General features: G+C 69.3%; 16 protein-coding genes and 1 pseudogene. 8 read left to right on the top strand and 9 right to left on the bottom strand.

From position 1 onward, the window contains the following. Positions 1–36: 36 nt before the first annotated feature. Positions 37–558 (bottom strand): helix-turn-helix domain-containing protein, encoded by a 522-nt coding sequence (locus QQY66_RS13240; RefSeq protein ID WP_301979472.1) that lies wholly within the window; start codon positions 556–558, stop codon positions 37–39. An 82-nt stretch (positions 559–640) separates the two neighbouring features. Between QQY66_RS13240 and QQY66_RS13245 the strand changes: the two genes are divergently transcribed. Beyond that, the gene (locus QQY66_RS13245; protein WP_301979474.1) at positions 641–2,236 is read left to right on the top strand and encodes an NAD(P)/FAD-dependent oxidoreductase; all 1,596 of its coding nucleotides are present in this window, start codon (positions 641–643) and stop codon (positions 2,234–2,236) included. Between the two features lie 83 nt (positions 2,237–2,319). Continuing rightward, positions 2,320–2,835, top strand: a complete 516-nt coding sequence (locus QQY66_RS13250) for a MaoC family dehydratase (RefSeq protein ID WP_301979475.1) — start codon at positions 2,320–2,322, stop codon at positions 2,833–2,835. A 790-nt stretch (positions 2,836–3,625) separates the two neighbouring features. Here QQY66_RS13250 and QQY66_RS13255 read toward each other — a convergent pair. After that, on the bottom strand, positions 3,626–3,859 hold the full coding sequence (locus QQY66_RS13255; RefSeq protein WP_301979477.1) for a hypothetical protein: 234 nt from the start codon (positions 3,857–3,859) through the stop codon (positions 3,626–3,628). A gap of 108 nt (positions 3,860–3,967) precedes the next feature. Between QQY66_RS13255 and QQY66_RS13260 the strand changes: the two genes are divergently transcribed. After that, positions 3,968–4,393, top strand: coding sequence for a VOC family protein (locus tag QQY66_RS13260; RefSeq protein ID WP_301979478.1), 426 nt, complete (start codon positions 3,968–3,970; stop codon positions 4,391–4,393). 1,115 nt (positions 4,394–5,508) lie between these two features. Here the strand turns inward: QQY66_RS13260 and QQY66_RS13265 are convergent. Continuing rightward, positions 5,509–6,132, bottom strand: coding sequence for an NADPH-dependent F420 reductase (locus QQY66_RS13265; protein WP_301979479.1), 624 nt, complete (start codon positions 6,130–6,132; stop codon positions 5,509–5,511). Between the two features lie 35 nt (positions 6,133–6,167). Continuing rightward, positions 6,168–6,902, bottom strand: coding sequence for an SDR family NAD(P)-dependent oxidoreductase (locus QQY66_RS13270; RefSeq protein WP_301979481.1), 735 nt, complete (start codon positions 6,900–6,902; stop codon positions 6,168–6,170). Between the two features lie 144 nt (positions 6,903–7,046). Here QQY66_RS13270 and QQY66_RS13275 point away from each other — a divergent pair, with 144 nt between their 5' ends. Both QQY66_RS13275 and QQY66_RS13280 read left to right on the top strand, forming a co-directional pair. Next, positions 7,047–7,658, top strand: a complete 612-nt coding sequence (locus QQY66_RS13275) for a TetR/AcrR family transcriptional regulator (RefSeq protein ID WP_301979483.1) — start codon at positions 7,047–7,049, stop codon at positions 7,656–7,658. 453 nt (positions 7,659–8,111) lie between these two features. Continuing rightward, positions 8,112–8,273 (top strand): hypothetical protein, encoded by a 162-nt coding sequence (locus QQY66_RS13280; RefSeq protein ID WP_301979484.1) that lies wholly within the window; start codon positions 8,112–8,114, stop codon positions 8,271–8,273. Between the two features lie 357 nt (positions 8,274–8,630). On the opposite strand, the pseudogene QQY66_RS13285 reads toward QQY66_RS13280, so the two are convergent. From QQY66_RS13285 to QQY66_RS13300, 4 genes and pseudogenes are all read right to left on the bottom strand, one after another. Beyond that, positions 8,631–10,384, bottom strand: a pseudogene (locus QQY66_RS13285) (NAD+ synthase). A 78-nt stretch (positions 10,385–10,462) separates the two neighbouring features. Next, on the bottom strand, positions 10,463–12,409 hold the full coding sequence (locus tag QQY66_RS13290; protein ID WP_301979485.1) for a protease pro-enzyme activation domain-containing protein: 1,947 nt from the start codon (positions 12,407–12,409) through the stop codon (positions 10,463–10,465). A 162-nt stretch (positions 12,410–12,571) separates the two neighbouring features. Next, positions 12,572–13,198, bottom strand: coding sequence for a DUF305 domain-containing protein (locus tag QQY66_RS13295; RefSeq protein WP_301979487.1), 627 nt, complete (start codon positions 13,196–13,198; stop codon positions 12,572–12,574). Then, positions 13,195–13,854: a DUF3105 domain-containing protein gene (locus tag QQY66_RS13300; RefSeq protein WP_301979490.1), complete on the bottom strand. Its 660-nt coding sequence runs from the start codon at positions 13,852–13,854 to the stop codon at positions 13,195–13,197. The genes QQY66_RS13295 and QQY66_RS13300 overlap by 4 nt, the downstream gene beginning before the upstream one ends. A gap of 119 nt (positions 13,855–13,973) precedes the next feature. Between QQY66_RS13300 and QQY66_RS13305 the strand changes: the two genes are divergently transcribed. The 3 genes from QQY66_RS13305 to QQY66_RS13315 all read left to right on the top strand — a co-directional run bounded on the left by QQY66_RS13305 (position 13,974) and on the right by QQY66_RS13315 (position 17,412). Next, entirely contained in the window at positions 13,974–14,117 is a 144-nt protein-coding gene (locus QQY66_RS13305; RefSeq protein ID WP_301979492.1) for a hypothetical protein, read from the top strand. Positions 14,118–14,141: 24 nt separating this feature from the next. After that, positions 14,142–15,503, top strand: a complete 1,362-nt coding sequence (gene glnA / locus QQY66_RS13310; protein ID WP_301979494.1) for a type I glutamate--ammonia ligase — start codon at positions 14,142–14,144, stop codon at positions 15,501–15,503. A 181-nt stretch (positions 15,504–15,684) separates the two neighbouring features. Then, positions 15,685–17,412, top strand: coding sequence for a hypothetical protein (locus tag QQY66_RS13315; protein WP_301979496.1), 1,728 nt, complete (start codon positions 15,685–15,687; stop codon positions 17,410–17,412). 18 nt (positions 17,413–17,430) lie between these two features. On the opposite strand, the gene QQY66_RS13320 is transcribed toward QQY66_RS13315, so the two are convergent. Next, a complete protein-coding gene (locus QQY66_RS13320) occupies positions 17,431–18,648 on the bottom strand; it encodes an MFS transporter (protein WP_301979498.1) in 1,218 nt (405 codons plus the stop codon). Between the last annotated feature and the right edge of the window lies 1 nt (position 18,649).

An 18,649-nucleotide genomic window follows, 5' to 3' on the forward strand; every position in this document is an offset into this window, starting at 1 on the left:
CTTCGGATTCAGGCTCGTGTGTGACCAGCCTGACCGTTAGTCGGACGCGGAAGCGGTCTTCGCCCCCGGACCCGGTGCCGCTGTGACCTCACTGGGCGCGGTGATCTCGTGTCCGGAGGCGCAGGTCACCACGGTGTGGACCGGGCTGCCGCAGTCGTGGTGGAGCAAGGAGATCGTGGAGGCGCCGTCCGGGACGATCCACCGCTCGGCCCAGTCGTTGAGGGCGATCAGGATGGGCAGCAGGCTGCGACCCTTGTCGGTGAGGCGGTACTCGTCACGTCCACGCGCACCGGGAGCCCGGTAGCGGGTCTTCTCCAGGACGCCGTCGGCGACGAGGTCCCGCAGGCGGGCGGACAGCACGCTCGGGCTGATGCCGCAATGGCGCTCGAAGTCGTCGAAGCGGCGTGTGCCGTAGAAGGCCTCCCTGATGATCACACCCGTGGTCCGGGGGCTGAGGGACCGCAGGGCGAGGTTGATCGAGTCGGGTTCGATGTCCCACGCGTCCCGTTCCCACCGCTCCGGGTGGCCCCCAGTCGCTGCTTCGGCTGCGTCGCTCACGTCTTCCTCTCCTGGTTGCTGCGAGTCTATCCGCCTCCGTATGCTGACTACTGTTTTCCGAAGCCAGTTGAGGAGTCACCACGTGAGCATCGGTGAGAGCTACCACCGCAGTACGGTCGGCCAGGCTTGGGACGCGATCGTCATCGGATCGGGGATCGGCGGTCTGACCACAGCCGCCTTCCTGGCCCGGGCCGGACAACGGGTGCTCGTGCTGGAGAAGCACTCGACGGCGGGAGGCGCCACCCAAACGTTCCGGCGCGCCGGATACGAATGGGACGCCGGGCTCCACTACATGGGCGACGTCCACCGGCCCACCAGCGGCCTGCGCCGGATCTTCGACCACATCAGCGGCGGCAAGCTGGAGTGGGCTCCCATGCCGGACGTGTACAACCGGGTCTTCATCGGGGACCGGGAGTACGAGTACCGGTCCGGTGCCCAGCGGTTCAAGGACCGGATGAAGGAGTACTTTCCCCACGAGTCCGGGGCCATCGACCAGTACGTCGACCTGGTCCACGCGGCGAACCGCGCGGCTCGCCCCTACTTGGCCCACCGCAGTCTGCCGCACTCCGCGGGAGACGCTCTCTACGACGACCTGGCCGCACCCTTCCGCTCGTACGCGGACCACACGGTCACCGAGGTGCTCACCGACCTCACCGACGACGCGGAGCTGCGCGCCGTGCTCAGCGGCCACTACGGCGACTACTCCCTCGCCCCCGGCCGCGCCTCGTTCGGCATGCACGCCATGCTCATCCGCCACTACATCAACGGCGCGAACTTCCCCGTCGGAGGCTCCGCACGACTCGCGGAGACAGCGACCGACGTCATCACCGCGGCCGGAGGATCCGTACTGATCTCCGCGGAGGTCGAGAGGGTCACGCTGGACGACAAGGGTTCGGCCCGCGGCGTCCTCATGGCGGACGGAAGGAGCTTCCGGGCGCCGCTGGTCATCAGCGACGCCGGTGCGCTCAACACCCTGACCCGGCTGGTTCCGGACGGGGCTCCCGAAGCCGCCCGGCTCGTCGAGTCCCTGCGTGCCGTCGGCCCTTCACAGACGTACGTCATGCTCAACATCGGGATCCGGGAATCCGGTGACCGGCTCGACCTGGATGCGGCCAACATCTGGGCGCACGCCGGACCTGACATCGACGGTGACATAGCCGCGTTCGAGGCCGACCCCGAGCACCGCGCCATGCCGACGTACTTCATCACCTTCCCGTCCGTGAAGGACCCGTCGTGGGAAAGCCGCTATCCGGGGCGCACCACCATCGACATCGCGGGGCTGACCACCTGGTCGTTGTTCGAGCCGTACGCGGGAAGCGCATGGATGCGCCGGGGCGCCGACTATGAGCGCCTCAAGGAAAGGTTGACCGAAGAACTGCTGGGCCAGGTCTTCCGCTTCTGCCCCCAGTTGGAGGGCCGCATCGACCACACCGAGCTGGCGACGCCGCTCAGCTTCAACCACTTCCTCGGCCGGGAGAGGGGCGACTTCATGTCTCTCGCCCATACTCCGCAGCGGTTCGCCCTGCGTGACCTTGGTGCCCACACTCACGTCCCCGGCCTCCTGCTCACCGGCCAGGACGTGGCATCGGCCGGCGTCAGCGGCGCCATCATGGGCGGCGTCGTCGCCGCCTCGGCCGCCCTGGAGCGCGATGCCCTGGAAGACCTCGCGGCCGGATGAACAGCGGCGGTGAGGCAGCGAATGCGGCGAACACATGCGACCGGACCGGATCTCAACAGCCGACGGCCGCTTCGGCGCCGCGCATGACGACAGGCACCACTACGATCCTGAGCGACACCGACTTCGCCACCCCGATCGAGGACCGGTACTTCGAGGACTACGCACCGGGTGCGGTGTATGTCTACGGCAGCATCACCATGACGAGGGAGGACATCCTCCGGTTCGCAGACGAGTTCGACCCGCAAAGCATCCACAACGATCCACAGGCAGCCCGGCAGGGACCGTTCAGCGGTCTCATCGCCAGCGGTTGGCACACCTGTTCCGTCACGATGCGGATGTATGTCGACCACTACGTCAGCAAGGTGGCGAGCCTGGCCTCACCCGGCATCGACGAACTGCGCTGGGTCCAGCCGGTCAGGCCCGGCGACAGGCTGTCCCTGCGGGCAACAGTCCGGGACGCCCGCGTCTCGCGCTCCAAACCGGATCGCGGCCTCGTCACCACCGGCATCGAGGTCCTCAACCAGCACGGCCAGACAGTGCTGACCATGAGCGCCATGAACCTCTTCCTGCGCCGCCAGGTCATCGGCAGGCCAGGATGACGGTTCGCTGCCTCCACCCTCGAGGTCACCGGTGTAGCTCACCTGGGCACTGCCTGGACGCTTTCACCGGTGCGCGGCGGTCCCGCCGGGTGTCCGATGCTCGGGAGTTGATTCCGTCATTTCGGGCGCCACATGCAGTCAGAAGTCCATCGGGCAGCGGAAATCGACGCCTCGGATGCATCGGGAGTATTTGTCCGGCGCGTCTTCCCACTGACACGCTCCGGCATCGGTCAGGGCGGCGTGTGTTCCGGGTTCGGCAACAGGCTCGCGTTACGTATCTGCGGTGTCGATGGAGGTGGCACGTGCGACTTCTGTGAAACGCGCGCTCGATCGAAGCCGTTCAGGGGCTACTTGGGCCGATCCGAGCAGCTACCCGGGGCGAGCTGGTGCCAGTGGCCGCCGCCAGTCCGCCCCAGGGTGGCACCGAGCACACTGCCGTCTCAGGCGCCGCTGACCGGACCGGGCACGCCATGAGCGCCTCCGCCCGGCGGACAGCCCGCCGCCCTGCGCCACCTGCGGTGAACCGCCGCCATGGCCGTGCAGCAGCCGATGGCACGAGCGGTCCGGTCTTGGCGGCGCCGGTGGGGTGGTGTGCGGTGATCCGCAGCGGCCGCGACGACCTGATCGACAAGCTGGAGAGCTACGTGATCAGACACAACGACACCGCCAAGCCCTACCGCTGGACCTACGAGGGCACCCCACTCAAGGCAGCCTGACTCGCCACGGCGCCAGCCGGGATCAGCAAGCCGGTCCGGCACCCGCCGTGTCCCGAGCGCGGTGAGATCGCCGGTCACCAGCCCATGCCCTTGGCGACATCTGCTCGCGCCGCAGCGATCTCCTCGACCGTTACGCCAGGAACGTCGGTGTCCATCTCCAACCGACCCAGCAGGTCCACCAGGGCCTGTTTCTGCGCAGGATGCTCGATCGGGACCGCGTCGAGGTCCACGCTCATCAACCAGTCGAACAGGACCACCGCGTCCGCCCGCCACAAGCTGACTCTCACTACAGGCAAGTCCGGGTCCATGCCCGACATCGTGCCCGACCAGACACCACAACGCGATCAAATAGCTGCAGCAGCCTCTACAACACCCCTCCACGAACCAACGCGGAGCAGCACTAGAGTTGGCCAACCATGCCCGATCTCCTCGGAATCAACCATCTGACCCTGTCCACGACCGACCTCGATCGGCTCGTGACGTACTACACGGAGTTGCTCGGAGCGGCGCTCGCATTCGAGCGCGCTGCAACCTCTTCTGATCCTCGGATCGCAGTCATCGACGTCGGCGGGGACGACCACCTGATGATCGTGGAAACCGCTACCGCTCCCACCACTGATCTCGACCCCCTGAGCAGGGCGGGATGGGGGCTACGCGTGGGAACATACGCGCAACTGTGTGAGGTCCGCGAACAAATCCTGAGCGCCGGGTGGCCGGTCGGACAGATCGAGACACTGCCCACGCAGTGGACGATGACAGCTCGCGATCCCGATGGACGCCCCGTGGACGTTCGAGCCCATCGCCCCCGCGCCGCATCGCCGCCACCCACCACTGGCTCCTGAGGTTGAACTCGTGGTGTCGTAGGGGCTGACGGCTGGCCGTCGGCCGCGGTATCACCGGAGGCACGCGGTATCCACAAGGGGGCGGGCTGACCGCCGAACGTCAGCAGTTCTTGATCCCCAGACCGGCGGCAACCGACCTGATCGTTGCCCCGGCCATCGCATGGCCGCACTACACCGTCCTGCCGGCTGACCGGCAAACCCTGACGGCCTACGACCCGAAAGACCCTGGAGAACCAGACCACCGCGCTGGTCTCCGCCCTGCCCGAACACCGAAAATCGCGTCGGCCGCCCGACAGCAGTTCCCCCTCGACGAGTCCTCATCGCCCCAACCAAGACAGCGAGGTTGGATCGCTGATGAGACGTCTGGCCGACCACGCCTACGGGGCGCCCGCCTCCGCGACGGCCTGGGCGCCCGCTCGCTGCGCGACACGGGGATGGAGGAACTGCGCGAGCAACGAGACGCCGCACTCGCAGCCGGCCGCCAAGCAGAGACCGCCATGCAGGCACTCCGCAACGTCAACCAGCGGCTGACGGTCGAGAACAGCCGGCTGATCGCCGCAGATGCTCCGGAACCAACCCGGACAGCCCCAGCCGCCCGGCCCTTGAGAAGCCTGCCGCCGACCGACCTCTGACCGACACCCCCGGCAGCCTCGAACCCGACGGACGGAGTCGGTACGGATCTGACCGCATGACCAGGTGAGGCCCCTCCGACGCTTCGGAGAGGCCTCACCGATATCCAGAACCACCGGTACACGCCCCGGTCACGGTCTCGAACTCCTGAAGCCGAGAACTCTCCGCCGCGAGATCAACGGCGGACTGCAGGTCGTCGAGAGCCGGAACTCCACCAACGACAAGATCTTCTACGGCCGCGAGCACGCCGAGGTCTCCATGCTCGCACTCCATCTCCTGTCTCCTGCAGTCCAGCCTGGTCCTGATCAACACCCAGCTTCTCCAGGCGGTCCTCCGCGACCGCAGCGGGCCGGGAAGCTCACCGCCGCAGACCGGCGCGGGCTGTCCCCGCTGTTCTGGTCGGTGCCGCTTACTGCCCGTCGCCGTGATGCGGCGGCGGGCTCCGCGGTGGGCGCTCTCCTTTCGGTAATCCGTCAACCGTTTGCTCAGACGGGAAGTTCGGTGATGCTGAGGGCGAAGTCCAAGTTCCCCACCCCGTGGTTGGCGAGGCCCACCGTGACCAGGCCCGCTCCTTCCAGCCAGTGCGCCATTCTCAGGCCGCCGACGTCCAGCGGGCGCAGCCCGAGGGTCTCGATGAACGCCTCCACACTTGCCTTGGCCTGCGCATCATCGCCGGCGATGAAGACGTCGGGCCGCCCCTTCTCCAGGACATGACGGAAGACGGTGTTGAACGCCTTCACCACGCTGGCGCCGACCGGGGCGACCTTGGCGACTTCCTGCGCGATCGAGGTCTCCTCGCGGTGAGCCAGCCCGTCGAACGTGGAATTGAAGGGATTGCTGATGTCGACGATGACCTTGCCCGCGAGAGCGTCTACGTACTCGGCGACGACCGGCACGACACCGTCGTACAGCAGGGCCACGATGACGATGTCCCCGGCCGGAGCGGTGCCCCATTCTCCCGTCGTGGTGCCGCCGCCGAGAGCCTTGGCCAGGTCAGCGGCCTTGGCCTGATCACGGCCCATGACCTCGACGGTGTTGCCGCCCGCCACCGCCCGCGTGCCGATGGTGCGGGCCATGTTCCCGGTGCCGATGATGCTGATGTTGCTCATGAGATGTCCTTCCTGCCCTAAGTGTGTTGTGCGGTTCAGATGGCGGTGGTGCCGCCGTCGGCGACGAGTTCCATGCCGTTGACGTAGCTGGAGTCGTCGGAGGCGAGGAAGAGGGCGGCGGTGGCGATTTCGTCGGGGCGGCCCATCTGGCCGCGGGGGATGAGGGACTCGAACTGGCGCCTGGTGGCCTCGTCGAAGAGTTCTTCCTGCTTGGCGGTGGCGACCTGGCCGGGGGTCAGGACGTTGACGCGGATGCGGCGGTCCTTGAGTTCGTTGAGCCAGATTCGGGCCCAGGCCTGCTGGACGGCCTTGCTGCCGGCGTAGACGCTCCAGCCGGGGAAGGCGCCGAGGGAGGCGTTGGAGCCGGTCATGAGGATGGAGCCGCCGTCGTTGAAGAGCGGGAGGGCCTTCTGGACGGTGAACAGGGTGCCGCGGGCGTTGAGCCCGAACCAGGTGTCGAACTGGGCCTCGGTGATCTCGCCGAGCGGGGCGGGCTCGCCGCCGCCGGCGCTGGCCCACAGCACGTCGAGGCTGCCCTTCTCCCGCTTGACCGTGTCGTACAGGCGGTCCAGGTCGTCCAGGTCGGCGGCGTCGCCCTGGACGCCGGTGACGTTGCGGCCGATCTGCTTCACGGCCTCGTCCAGGGCCTCCTGGCGGCGGCCGGTGATGAAGACGTGCGCTCCCTCGTCGACGAACAGCTTCGCGCCGGCCAGCGCCAGGCCGGTGGTGCCGCCGGTGATGACCGCGACCTTGCCGTCAAGCTTTCCCATGGTCGTTCCCTTGGGTCGGTGGTGCCGTGTGTACCTGAGGCGATGCTGTTATGTACACCGCCCTGTTTATTTAAGGTACGTGGCGGACGGCCGGGACGCAAGCTATGTACACCGGTCGTTACCTAGCCGCGGTACGATGGAGCCATGACGGAGTTGGAGAAGGGCCCCACGGGCCGCCGCCGCGGCCGAGGCGCCCGCGAGCGCATCATCAGCGCGTCCCAGCAACTGTTCCGCGAGCAGGGCATCAACCGCACCGGCATGGACCAGCTCTGCGCGGCGGCCCAGGTGTCCAAGCGCACGGCCTACCAGCACTTCACCGGCAAGGACGAACTCGTCGCCGAGTACCTGCGCCGGTTCGACCCCTCCGTTCTGTCCGGCGTGTTCGACCGCACCGACCTCACGCCCCGCGAACGGCTCCTCGCCGCCTTCGACATCCCCCCCACCACCCCCCTGTGCCCCTACATCGCCGCCACCGTCGAACTGCACGATCCCCAGCACCCCGCATCCCAGTACGCACGCGACTACAAGAAAGCCGTCGCCGCGCGGCTCGCCGACACCGCCCGCGAAGCCGGCGCCGCCGACCCCGAACAGCTCGGCGAGCAGCTCGCGCTGCTCATCGACGGCGCCGCGGCCCGCACCCGGGTCCTCGATGCCGACGCCTTCCCCACCGCCGCCGCCATCGCCGCCGTCCTCATCGACAACGCCATCCCCGCCACAGCCGGCGATGACCGGCGGCGGGAGGAAGTGTCGAGTTGATTTGGCACTCCGAGGCCGGGCTGGACGCGCGACCGCATCCGCTGGTGCGCGACACCAGCCGCCCGGCACCTGGCCCGGACCTGCCGGCTTTCGGGAACCTGCTGCCCGCCTGCTGAAGGCCGCGGCAGAAGCCGCCGGGGAGATCGGCGACCCCCGAGGACCCGCCGACATGGTCGGCCTGGCACATGCCGGCCCCACACGCTGCCGTAGTGCTGAACAGCCTCAGCGCTCTGCCGGACAGCTCAGACGACACGATCGGGGCAGCAGCAGTCGTTCGGCGGGGCCGTCGTCCCGGACGACGCCATGCTCGCCGTCGCGCTTCACCTCTGCGACCAGAACTGAGCCTGCGGGAGCATGACGTGGGAGATTCTGCGCTCCCCTGGCAGCCATCTACGCCGCACTAGCGACGACCGGTTGGCTCTGCCGTTGCGTCTGTCCCGCGAGGGGGAACACGTGACGGACGCTGAGCTGACGCTGTCCCTGGTCGATGCCGAGCACCTGCACGCCGCTCTGTGCCGCGCCCTCGACGAGCAATCTGCGCCTGCGAACGCGCCCGGCTGCCGCACGCGGGTCGCGCCCGCCGACCCCAACATGGGCAACGGGAGGGCGCTGTGACGCGGTCGATCATCAGGGCCGCCGCATGGACGCTGGGGCGGAGATCGCCGGGGGCGCCCCGGCGGGCATCTACTCGGCGGAATGTCTGACCTGTGGGGCGCAGGCGCAGCCAACCGACGGGGAGCACCTGCCGGTTGAGATCTGGGCGCTGAAACACACGGGGCTCAATCCCTTTACAGGGCGCCTGAACGCTCGTACCGCCATACCGGATGGCTGCCGCTTCCCGGGCGCTGCGAGGCGCAAGGTCAGCACGCATGGCGCCCGCCCCGGCCTCCCCCGTCCGAGACGGGATACGCCCCCAACCGGACTTGGCCATTGGCCGGTTGGGGGCGCCTCAATGCTGTGGCTTCGGCCCGCCTACGCCGTCTCCCGCCACCCGTTCGTGATCGGCAGCCGTCGGTCCTTTCCGAAGCCCTTCGGTGAGATCTTCGTGCCCGGCGGATACTGGCGCCGCTTGTACTCGGCGGTATCCACCATGCGCAGCGTCTTCGTCACCAACGCGGGATCGAAACCGGCCGCGACGATCATGTCGGCGCCCTCGTCCCGGTCGACGTAGCGTTCGAGGATCGCGTCCAGGACGGGATAGTCCGGCAGGGAGTCCGTGTCGACCTGCCCCGGCCGCAGCTCCGCGCTCGGCGGCTTGGTGATCGAGTTCTCCGGGATCGGCGGCGACTGCCCCCGCTCGGCGGCAGCCCGATTGCGCCACTCCGCCAGCCGGAAGATCGACGTCTTGTAGACGTCCTTGATGGGGCCGTACGCGCCCACCGAGTCGCCGTACAGGGTCGAATAGCCCACCGCCAGCTCCGACTTGTTGCCGGGGGCGAGGACGATGTGGCCCTCCTGGTTGGAGATCGCCATCAGCATGGTGCCGCGCAGCCGGGACTGGAGGTTCTCCTCCGCCAGGCCCGACAGGCCCAGCGACCCCATGTACGCGTCGAACATCGGCTCGATCGGCACGGTACGGAAGTTCAGTCCCGTCCGCCGCGCCAGCTCCGCCGCGTTGCCCTTGGAGTGGTCGGAGGAGTACTTCGACGGCATCGAGACGCCGTACACGTTCTGCGCGCCGAGCGCGTCGCAGGCGATCGCCGCCACGAGGGCCGAGTCGATGCCGCCGGACAGGCCGATCAGGACCGACTTGAAGCCGTTCTTCGCGACGTAGGCCCGCAGGCCCACCACCAGCGCCGAGTACATCTCCTCGGCGTCGTCCAGCCGGTCCGCGTAGCCACCGGTCAGCTCCGGCTCGTACGGGGCGAGGGGCTCCTCGGACAGCACCAGCCGGTCGATGCGCAGACCGTCGTCCACGGTGCCGGTGGGCGCGTTGGGCGAGGCGGCCGGCAGGTCCAGGTCCAGGACCACACAGCCCTCCGCGAACTGCGGCGCTCGTGCGATCACCTCGCCGTCGCGGTCGACCACGATCGAGTCGCCGTCGAAGACCAGCTCGTCCTGTCCGCCGATCATGGCCAGATAAGCCGTCGTGCAGCCCGCCTCCTGGGCGCGCTTGCGGACCAGTTCGAGGCGGGTGTCGTCCTTGTCGCGCTCGTACGGCGAGGCGTTGATCGACAGCAGCAGGCCCGCCTCGGCCGAACGCGCCGCCGGCACCCGGCCGCCGTCCTGCCAGAGGTCCTCGCAGATGGCGAGGGCCACGTCCACGCCGTGCACTCGCACGACCGGCATCGTGTCGCCGGGCACGAAGTAGCGGAACTCGTCGAAGACGCCGTAGTTGGGGAGGTGGTGCTTGGCGTAGGTCAGCACGACCTCGCCGCGGTGCAGCACCGCCCCCGCGTTCCGCGGAGCCCGGCCGGCTGGCCGAACTTCGGCTGGGCGGCCTCGGAACGGTCGAGATAGCCGACGATCACCGGCAGCTCCCCGAAACCCTCCTCGGCGAGCCGCGCGGCCAGGTCGCGCAGGGCGGCGCGGGACGCCTCGACGAAGGACGGTCGCAGGGCCAAGTCCTCGACGGGGTAGCCGGTCAGCACCATCTCCGGGAACGCCACGAGATGCGCCCCCTGCTCGGCGGAGTGCCGGGTCCAGTGGAGGACCGTCTCGGCGTTCCCGGAGAGGTCACCGACGCGAGAGTCGATCTGGTTCAGAGCGAGACGAAGTTGAGGCACAGGCCCAGTGTAATCGTCAGAGCGACGCAATGGGGTGGCGTACGGGTGTGGTGCACCCCACGCCACCCCATGCGTCGGTCACCGTCGGCGATACGACTCCACGTAGCCCCGCGCGGGTGTCCCCACGCCCGTCACGTCGTCGTAGCCCTTGACCGCCTTCAGCGAGCTGTCGGTGCCGAGGGTGCGGACGGAGGTGGTCAGGCCGCCGCTCGCGTCGTAGCCGTTGACGAAGTCGACGCGGGCCACGGCGAGCCCGGAGCCGGTGGGGGCGTCCGTGACGTCGTGGTACGCCTTCGAGCCGTACTTGGCGTAGATCGACGGGTTGGCGAACCCGATCGCCTTCCCGCCGCGCGCCTCCTGCGCCAGCGCCTGCACCGCCGCGATGACCGGCGCGGCGAGCGAGGTGCCGCCGATCCGGTACTCGCTGTACTGCTGCGAGCCGTCCGGGAAGGTCTGCGTCTGGCCGACGAGGAACCCGGTGTTGGGGTCGGCGATGGCCGCGATGTCCGGGACGACGCGGTTGCCGGAGGCGCTGTTGGCCTGCGCCAGCGAGGACGGCACGACGCCCTTCTGGTAGTAGGGCTCGGCGACCGTCTTGCTGGTGCCGCCGCCCGCACCCGAGGTGTACGCGCCCGGGAAGCCGGTCCAGCTCTTGCCGTCGTCGGACAGCAGCGCCTTCTGGGTGCCCCAGCCGGTCTCCCACAGGTACGAGTCGCCCTTGCCGACCGCCAGCGACGTACCGCCGACCGCCGTCACCCAGGCCGAGTTGGCCGGGGTGTCGACCTGCTTCGTGCCGGTGTGGGCGACCTCGTCACCGTTGTCGCCGGAGGAGAAGTAGAAGCCGATCCCCTCGGCCGCGCCGAACTGGAAGACCTGGTCGTAGGCGGCCGCGAGGTCCGGCGTCTGGTGGGCCTCGATGTCGCCCCAGGAGTTGGAGACGATGTCGGCGAGGTGGTTGTCGACGACCTTGCTGAGCGCGTCGATCAGGTCGTCGTCCTGGCAGGACGCGCCACCCACGTACGTGACGTTCGCGTCCGGCGCGACCGCGTGCACGGCCTCGACGTCGAGGGTCTCCTCGCCGTACCAGCCGGCGGCGTCGCAGTCGTCGGCGCCGGTGTGCGTGTACTGCTTGGGCAGCACCTGGCTCAACTGGCCGGTCTTCCAGGCGGCGTCGCCGTGCTTCTTCGCGTAGCTCCCCGCGTCGTAGGCGATGGTCGGCGAGGCGTACGCGTCGGTGATGGCGACCCGCACCCCCTTGCCCGTGTGCGAGCCCGCACCGTACGCGGCCCGCAGCTGCTTGCCGGTGTAGCCCTGGACGACGTACGGGATCTTGGTGCCGTATGCGTCCGGCAGCGTGGTCGCGACGTTCGAGCCGTAGTACGAGGAGAACGGCCCGGCATTCTTGAACACCGTGGACGGCCCGGGCAGCTGGTCGTCGTGGCTCGCCCGGTGCGGGGCGTTGTCCAGGCCGGTGACGGTCAGGACGGCGCCGCCCAGGCTGTCGGGCGCGGACGCGGTCCTGGCGGGCGCGCGGTAGGTCTTCGTGCCCTTGCTGTAGGTGTGCAGCCGGGTGCCGAACGCCTTCTCGGCGGCGGCCACGTCACCGGTCACGGAGACGTAGTGCTGCGCGACACCCGTGACCTTCAGGCCCGCGGACGTCAGCCACTCCTTGACGGCGGCGATCTGGGCCGCCGTAGCGCCGAAGCGGGCCTGCGCCTGATCGGCGCTCAGATACTTGCCGTACGAGGCCGAATGCGGGTCGGACACGGCCTTGGCGTACGCGGCAAGACCGGTGGCGTCCCGGCCGGCGAGGTAGACCCGGGCGGTGACCGCGGAGCTGTCCGGCGCGGCCCCCTTGTCGGCCTTGGTCGTGGCCCACGCGGGCTTGGTGCCCGCGAGCAGGTCCCGGCCCGGGTCGTCCGCGGCGTGCGCGGCGGGTATCCCGAAGGCCAGCGCCCCGGCGAGCATCGGCAGCGTCGCCGCGATGCCCGCCATGGCGCGTGCCCTGGCGCGGTTGGATCTCATGGAACCCCCTGGATGCGGTTCGTCGCGAGTGATCACTCGACGGTGGCCACTCTCGCGATGAACCGTTCATGCCAGGGGAATCAGGGGGGAATGGCTCAGCCAAGAAGCACCCAAGGAACCGTATGCACAAGGGATTTGAGGCATACGTCCCCTCGGCGAGGCTCAACGCGCCTGCGCGCCCCGCTTCTTCAGCAGATCCGCCATGAGCTGGATCTCCGATTCCTGCGCGTCGACCATGCCCTGAGCGAGGTCCTTCTCCACGCCGACCGAGCAGCGCTGCACGCACCCCTCGGCCATGTGGACACCGCCCTTGTGATGGTCCGTCATCAGCTGCAGGAAGAAGATCTCGGCCTGCTTGCCGTCGAGCTTCCCCAGCTTCTCCATCTCGGTGTTGGTCGCCATGCCGGGCATCAGCGCGCCGTCCTTGCCGGAGGCCATGCCGCCCATGTCCATCCAGGTCATCGGCGGGTCCAACGACACCTTCGGCAGCCCCCACAGGGTCAGCCAGCCCAGCAGCATGCCGCGCTGGTTGGCCTGCGTCTGTGCTATGTCGTACGCCAGCCGCCGCACCTCCGTGTCGTCGGTGCGGTCGCGCACGATGTACGACATCTCCACGGCCTGCTGATGATGTACGGCCATGTCGCGCGCGAAACCGGCGTCCGCGGAGTCGGCGGCGGGCGGCTCGACACCGGAGTTGCCGTCCCCGGCGACCGCGTAGGTGATCGCACCGGCCGCGACGAGCGCGGCTGCCGCGGCCCCCGCGATCCAGCCGGCCTGCGCCCGTTTCACTTCGACAGCCCACCCGTGCAGGCGGCGCCCGGCTCGGGCGTCTGGTCACCCTGGACGTACTTCTCGAAGAACTTGTCGACATTCGGGTCGTCCGCGCCCGTCACCGTGCGCTGGTGCCCCCACGCCGAGAGCATGATCGGGTCCTTCTGCTTCTCGTCCGGGCTCATCAGCGTGTACGGCGTCTGCTTCACCTTCGCCGCCAGCGCGTCCACGTCCTTCTTGGCGGCCTTGCTGGTGTACGTCACCCAGACCGCGCCGTGCTCCAGGGAGTGCACGGCGTTCACGTTGTTGAGTTCCTTGGTGTAGACGTCCCCGTTGCAGTTCATCCACACCTGGTTGTGGTCGCCGCCGACCGGGGGCTCCATCGGGTAGCTGACGTCCTTGGTGACGTGGGTGCGGCTCAGCTTCCCGTCCCAGGTCTTCACGCCGTCCTTGCCCGTGACGAACTTCCCGGTGCTGGAGTCGCTCGCCTTGGCGTCGTCGTCGGACTGCGACTGCACAAGCACGACACCGCCGACGGCGAGACCGGCGACGACGACCACGCTGGCCGTGATGGTGAGGATGCGGCTGCGGCGCTCGCGGGCACGCTCGGCGCGCCGCATCTCCTCTATTCGCGCCTTGCGCTCTGCGGAGCTGCTCTTCTTGGCGGAGCCCATGGAGTGTGTCCTTCTAGGCAAGGGAACGGTCGGGTCAGCTGATCGTAATGGGGAAGGGGTGACCTCTCGAAGAGAGGTCACAGGAATTACGGATGTCGGCGGCAGGAGGCAGTATGGGCATGGAGCAGTACACCTGCCGTATCGGAGGCGTTCACGCCGAGGTCGGCCGGGCGATCATGGTCCGCAACGCGCACGAAATGGTGTTGTGGTGTGATGCTCAGGTGCCCGACCGCCTCGCACGGTTCCCGGGGCAGGCGGCCTGACCAGCAAGGATGGGGAAACGGAAGATGGACAAGCAGCAGGAGTTCGTGCTCCGTACGTTGGAGGAGCGCGACATCCGTTTCGTACGCCTGTGGTTCACGGACGTGCTGGGCTTCCTCAAGTCCGTGGCTGTCGCCCCGGCCGAGCTCGAGCAGGCGTTCGACGAGGGCATCGGTTTCGACGGCTCCGCGATCGAGGGCTTCGCCCGGGTGTACGAGTCCGACATGATCGCCAAGCCGGACCCGTCGACCTTCCAGGTCCTGCCGTGGCGTGCCGAGGCCCCCGGCACCGCCCGCATGTTCTGCGACATCCTCATGCCGGACGGCTCCCCGTCCTTCGCCGACCCGCGCTATGTCCTCAAGCGCGCGCTGTCCAAGACCTCCGACCTGGGCTTCACCTTCTACACCCACCCGGAGATCGAGTTCTTCCTGCTGAAGGACCGCCCGCTGGACGGCTCACGCCCCACCCCCGCCGACAACTCGGGCTACTTCGACCACACCCCCACCCACGTCGGCCAGGACTTCCGCCGCCAGGCGATCACGATGCTGGAGTCGATGGGCATCTCGGTCGAGTTCTCCCACCACGAGGGCGCGCCCGGCCAGCAGGAGATCGACCTCCGGTACGCCGACGCGCTGTCCACGGCCGACAACATCATGACGTTCCGCCTGGTCATGAAGCAGGTGGCGCTGGAGCAGGGGGTCCAGGCGACCTTCATGCCGAAGCCGTTCTCCGAGCACCCCGGCAGCGGCATGCACACGCACCTGTCCCTCTTCGAGGGCGACCGCAACGCGTTCTACGAGTCGGGCTCCGAGTACCAGCTCTCCAAGGTCGGCCGCTCCTTCATCGCGGGCCTGCTGCGGCACGCCGCGGAGATCTCCGCGGTCACCAACCAGTGGGTCAACTCCTACAAGCGCATCTGGGGCGGCTCCGAGCGCACGGCCGGCGCCGGCGGCGAGGCCCCCTCGTACATCTGCTGGGGCCACAACAACCGCTCGGCCCTCGTCCGCGTCCCGATGTACAAGCCCGGCAAGACCGGCTCCGCACGCGTCGAGGTCCGCTCCCTGGACTCCGGCGCGAACCCCTACCTCGCCTACGCCGTCCTCCTCGCCGCCGGCCTCAAGGGCATCGAGGAGGGCTACGAGCTGCCGCCGGGCGCCGAGGACGACGTCTGGGCCCTCTCCGACGCCGAGCGCCGCGCGATGGGCATCGAGCCCCTGCCGCAGAACCTGGGCGAGTCGCTGTCCCTGATGGAGCGGAGCGACCTGGTCGCCGAGACGCTGGGCGAGCATGTCTTCGACTTCTTCCTGCGGAACAAGCGGCAGGAGTGGGAGGAGTACCGCTCCGAGGTGACGGCGTTCGAGCTGCGGAAGTCTCTGCCGGTGCTGTAAGCACAGGTCAGAGCGGGTTTCCCGCTGATTCAGCTACTGGGGCCGACGGTCGGGGACCGTCGGCCCCATAGGTTTCCTCTTCCGTACGTTCGGGACCCCTCCCCATCCACCTGCCGCAGCATGGAGACCTGAGAAGGCACAAGGTCTCCTGTCCGTACGGCAGTTGGGGGAGTGAGTCGGTATGGCTGGATCCGAAGAGCCGTCGGGCGGAAGCGAGTTCACGCCGCCCGAGCCCCCGTCGTCGCCCCCTCCCCCGCCCTTCCCCCCGCTGCCTGATGGTCCGCCGGCCTCCGAGTGGCTGACCTACACGCTGCCGGAGGAGCCCGAGGACCCTGTACCCGCGGACCCGTGGCGGGTCGCGGCGGCCGGGCTGTTCAACCTCAGCGGGCTCGGGCTCGGGTACGTGCTCCTGCAACGCTGGCCGCAGGCCGCCCTGTGCTGGATCGCGTCCGGCATGCTGCTGGTGGCCGCGCTGCCCGCGGACCCCGACGGGCTGCCGGGTGGGGTGGTGTGGGCGTACGGCCTCGTGCTGGTGCTCGCCGCGGTGCACGGGGCGTGGCTGGCGCGCGGTGCACGGCTGACGTTGCCGTGGCGGTCGACGGTCGCCGCCGGGCTCGGGCTCGTGCTGCTCGCCGTGCCGGCCGGCGGGGCGGTGGGGTACGAGGCGGCGCGGGAAGAGGCGTACCAGCAGATGCTGCTCGACCGGCTCGCCGAGACGGACCGGCTGGTCACCACCGCCTCGCAGCGGGGCGGCTTCGCCGAGGGCAAGGACGACTACCAGCGGGCGCTCAAGGCCTACCGTGCGCTCGGCGACGACCACCCCGGCAGCCGGGCGGCCCAGCGCGTCCCCGACCGTCTGGACCGGTTCTACGACACCGTCGCCGCGCCGTACCGCGAGAAGGAGTACTGCGAGGCCCTGGAGCCGCTGCGCTATCTGTGGAAGCTGCCCGACACGATGGGCGGCAAGCGGCTCGGCCCCCTCGCCGACTGGCCCAAGGAGCCCCTGGCCACCTCGCTCTACGAGTGCGGCATCACGAACCTCGGCTCCAACGCCGTGACCGAAGCGGATGCGAACGGCGGCGCACTGGCCGACCTCCTGCGTACGTTCCCCGACTCGGCGCAGGCCGCCAAGGTCGGACCGGCCGTGAGCGCGGAGATCGCGAAACGGTCCAAGGCCCTGAAGGGCAACGACCCCTGCCCGGCCGGCGAACAGTTGCAGACCATCAGCCAGACCATCGTCGACCTGCCCGCCGGCAGCCCCGGTGACGGGCTGCGCACGAAAGCCGCGGGCGCGGTGGAGTCCGGCGCCTACGCCTGCGGGGTGGACGAGTTCGAGGACGACAAGTTCGGCGCGGCGGCCGTGACACTGGGCGACTTCGCCGACAAGTACAAGGACAACAAGAACGCCAAGCGTGCCCGGCAGATCGCCATCGCCGCGGAGATCGCCGAGGAACGGCCCGAGGCGGGCCGGAAGCTGCCGCCGTCCCGCAGCCCGGGCGGCTCCAGGATGCCCATGGAGATCAGCAACGACGCCCCGACCGCGGTCGAGTTCCTCTACACCGGCCCCGTCACCGGCAGCATCTACCTCCCGGCGTGCGCCGGCTGCACCAAGTACTCCAGCGAGTCGAACGCCGAGACCGCGGCCTGCAAGAACAGCGGCATCGACTACCCGACCAACTGGCTCAACCTGCCCGCCGGCAACTACCACACCCTCGTCAAGTACGCCGATGAGGACGCGGGGGAGGTGACGAACAAGGCCGACGGCATGCGCATCGATCCCGGATACACGTACACCAACTGCACCTACGTCGTGAGCGAGAGCAGCTACCCGGGGTATCCCGACATTCCGACCTTCCCGGAGCTCCCGGAGATCGAGCCCATCGAGCCCATCAAGCCGACCGGCACCTGACGGCGAAGCCCGCGCCGGTCAGGAACGCACCGTCTCCGACCGCCGCGGCACATTCCCCGCGACCAGCCGTTCCCGTCCGGCCTGGGGAGCGCGCCGCCGGTCCACGCCGTACGCCACACCCGCAACTCCCAGCCCCAGCACGGCAAGCAGCGCGCCCGCGAGCGCCGGAGACGTCACGCCGAAGCCCGCGGCGAGGGCCAGGCCGCCGATCCACGCTCCCCCGGCGTTGGCGAGGTTGAACGCCGCCTGGTTGGCGGAGGACGCCAGCGACGGGGCCGAGGACGCCTTCTCCATGACCATCAGCAGGAGCGGGGAGCTGGTGACGAAGGCCGCCGTGCCGAGCAGGACCACGGCGACAGGTGCGCTCCATGCCGTTCCCATCAGGACGGGGAACAGCGCCAGGACCGCCGCCAGCGAGACCAGCCCGCCGAAGAGCGTGCCCCTCATCGAGCGGTCCGCGAGGCGTCCGCCGAGCAGGTTGCCGGCCGTCGCGCCGACGCCGAACAGGGCCAGCAGCAGGGTCACGCTGGAGTCGGCGTACCCGGCGGAGTCGGTGAGCATCGGTGTGATGTAGCTGTACGCGGCGAACAGCGCACCGAAACCCGCGACCGTCGTGCCGAGGGCGAGCCACACGGGCAGCGACTTCAGTGCCGCGAGTTCACCGCGCAGGCCGGCGCCGGGTGCGTGCGTGCCGTCACGGGGGACGAGGAGTGCCAGGGAGACGACGGCCAGGACGCCGATGACGCTGACGCCGATGAAGGTCGAACGCCAGCCCAGGGACTGGCCCATGAGCGTGGCCGCGGGCACGCCGGCGATGTTGGCGACGGTCAGCCCGAGGAACATCAGCGACACCGCGCGTGCCTTGCGCTCGGGTGCCGCGAGGCCGGTGGCGACGACCGCGCCGACGCCGAAGAAGGCGCCGTGCGGCAGCCCACTGAGGAAGCGGGCGGCGAGCAGCCAGTCGTAGTCGGGGGCGAAGGCGGAGAGCGCGTTGCCCGCGACGAGCAGGGCCATCAGCGCGATCAGCACCGTGCGCCGGGGCATGCGCGCGGTGACCGCGGCGAGCAGCGGGGCGCCGATGACGACGCCGAGGGCGTAGGCGGACACCAGGTGGCCGGCGGCGGGGATGGAGATGTGCAGGTCGTCCGCGACGTCGGGCAGCAGGCCCATCATCACGAACTCGGTGGTGCCGATGCCGAAGGCGCCCACGGCGAGGGCGAGTAGGGCCAGGGGCATG

Source organism: Streptomyces sp. DG2A-72, assembly GCF_030499575.1.
GTDB lineage: Bacteria > Actinomycetota > Actinomycetes > Streptomycetales > Streptomycetaceae > Streptomyces.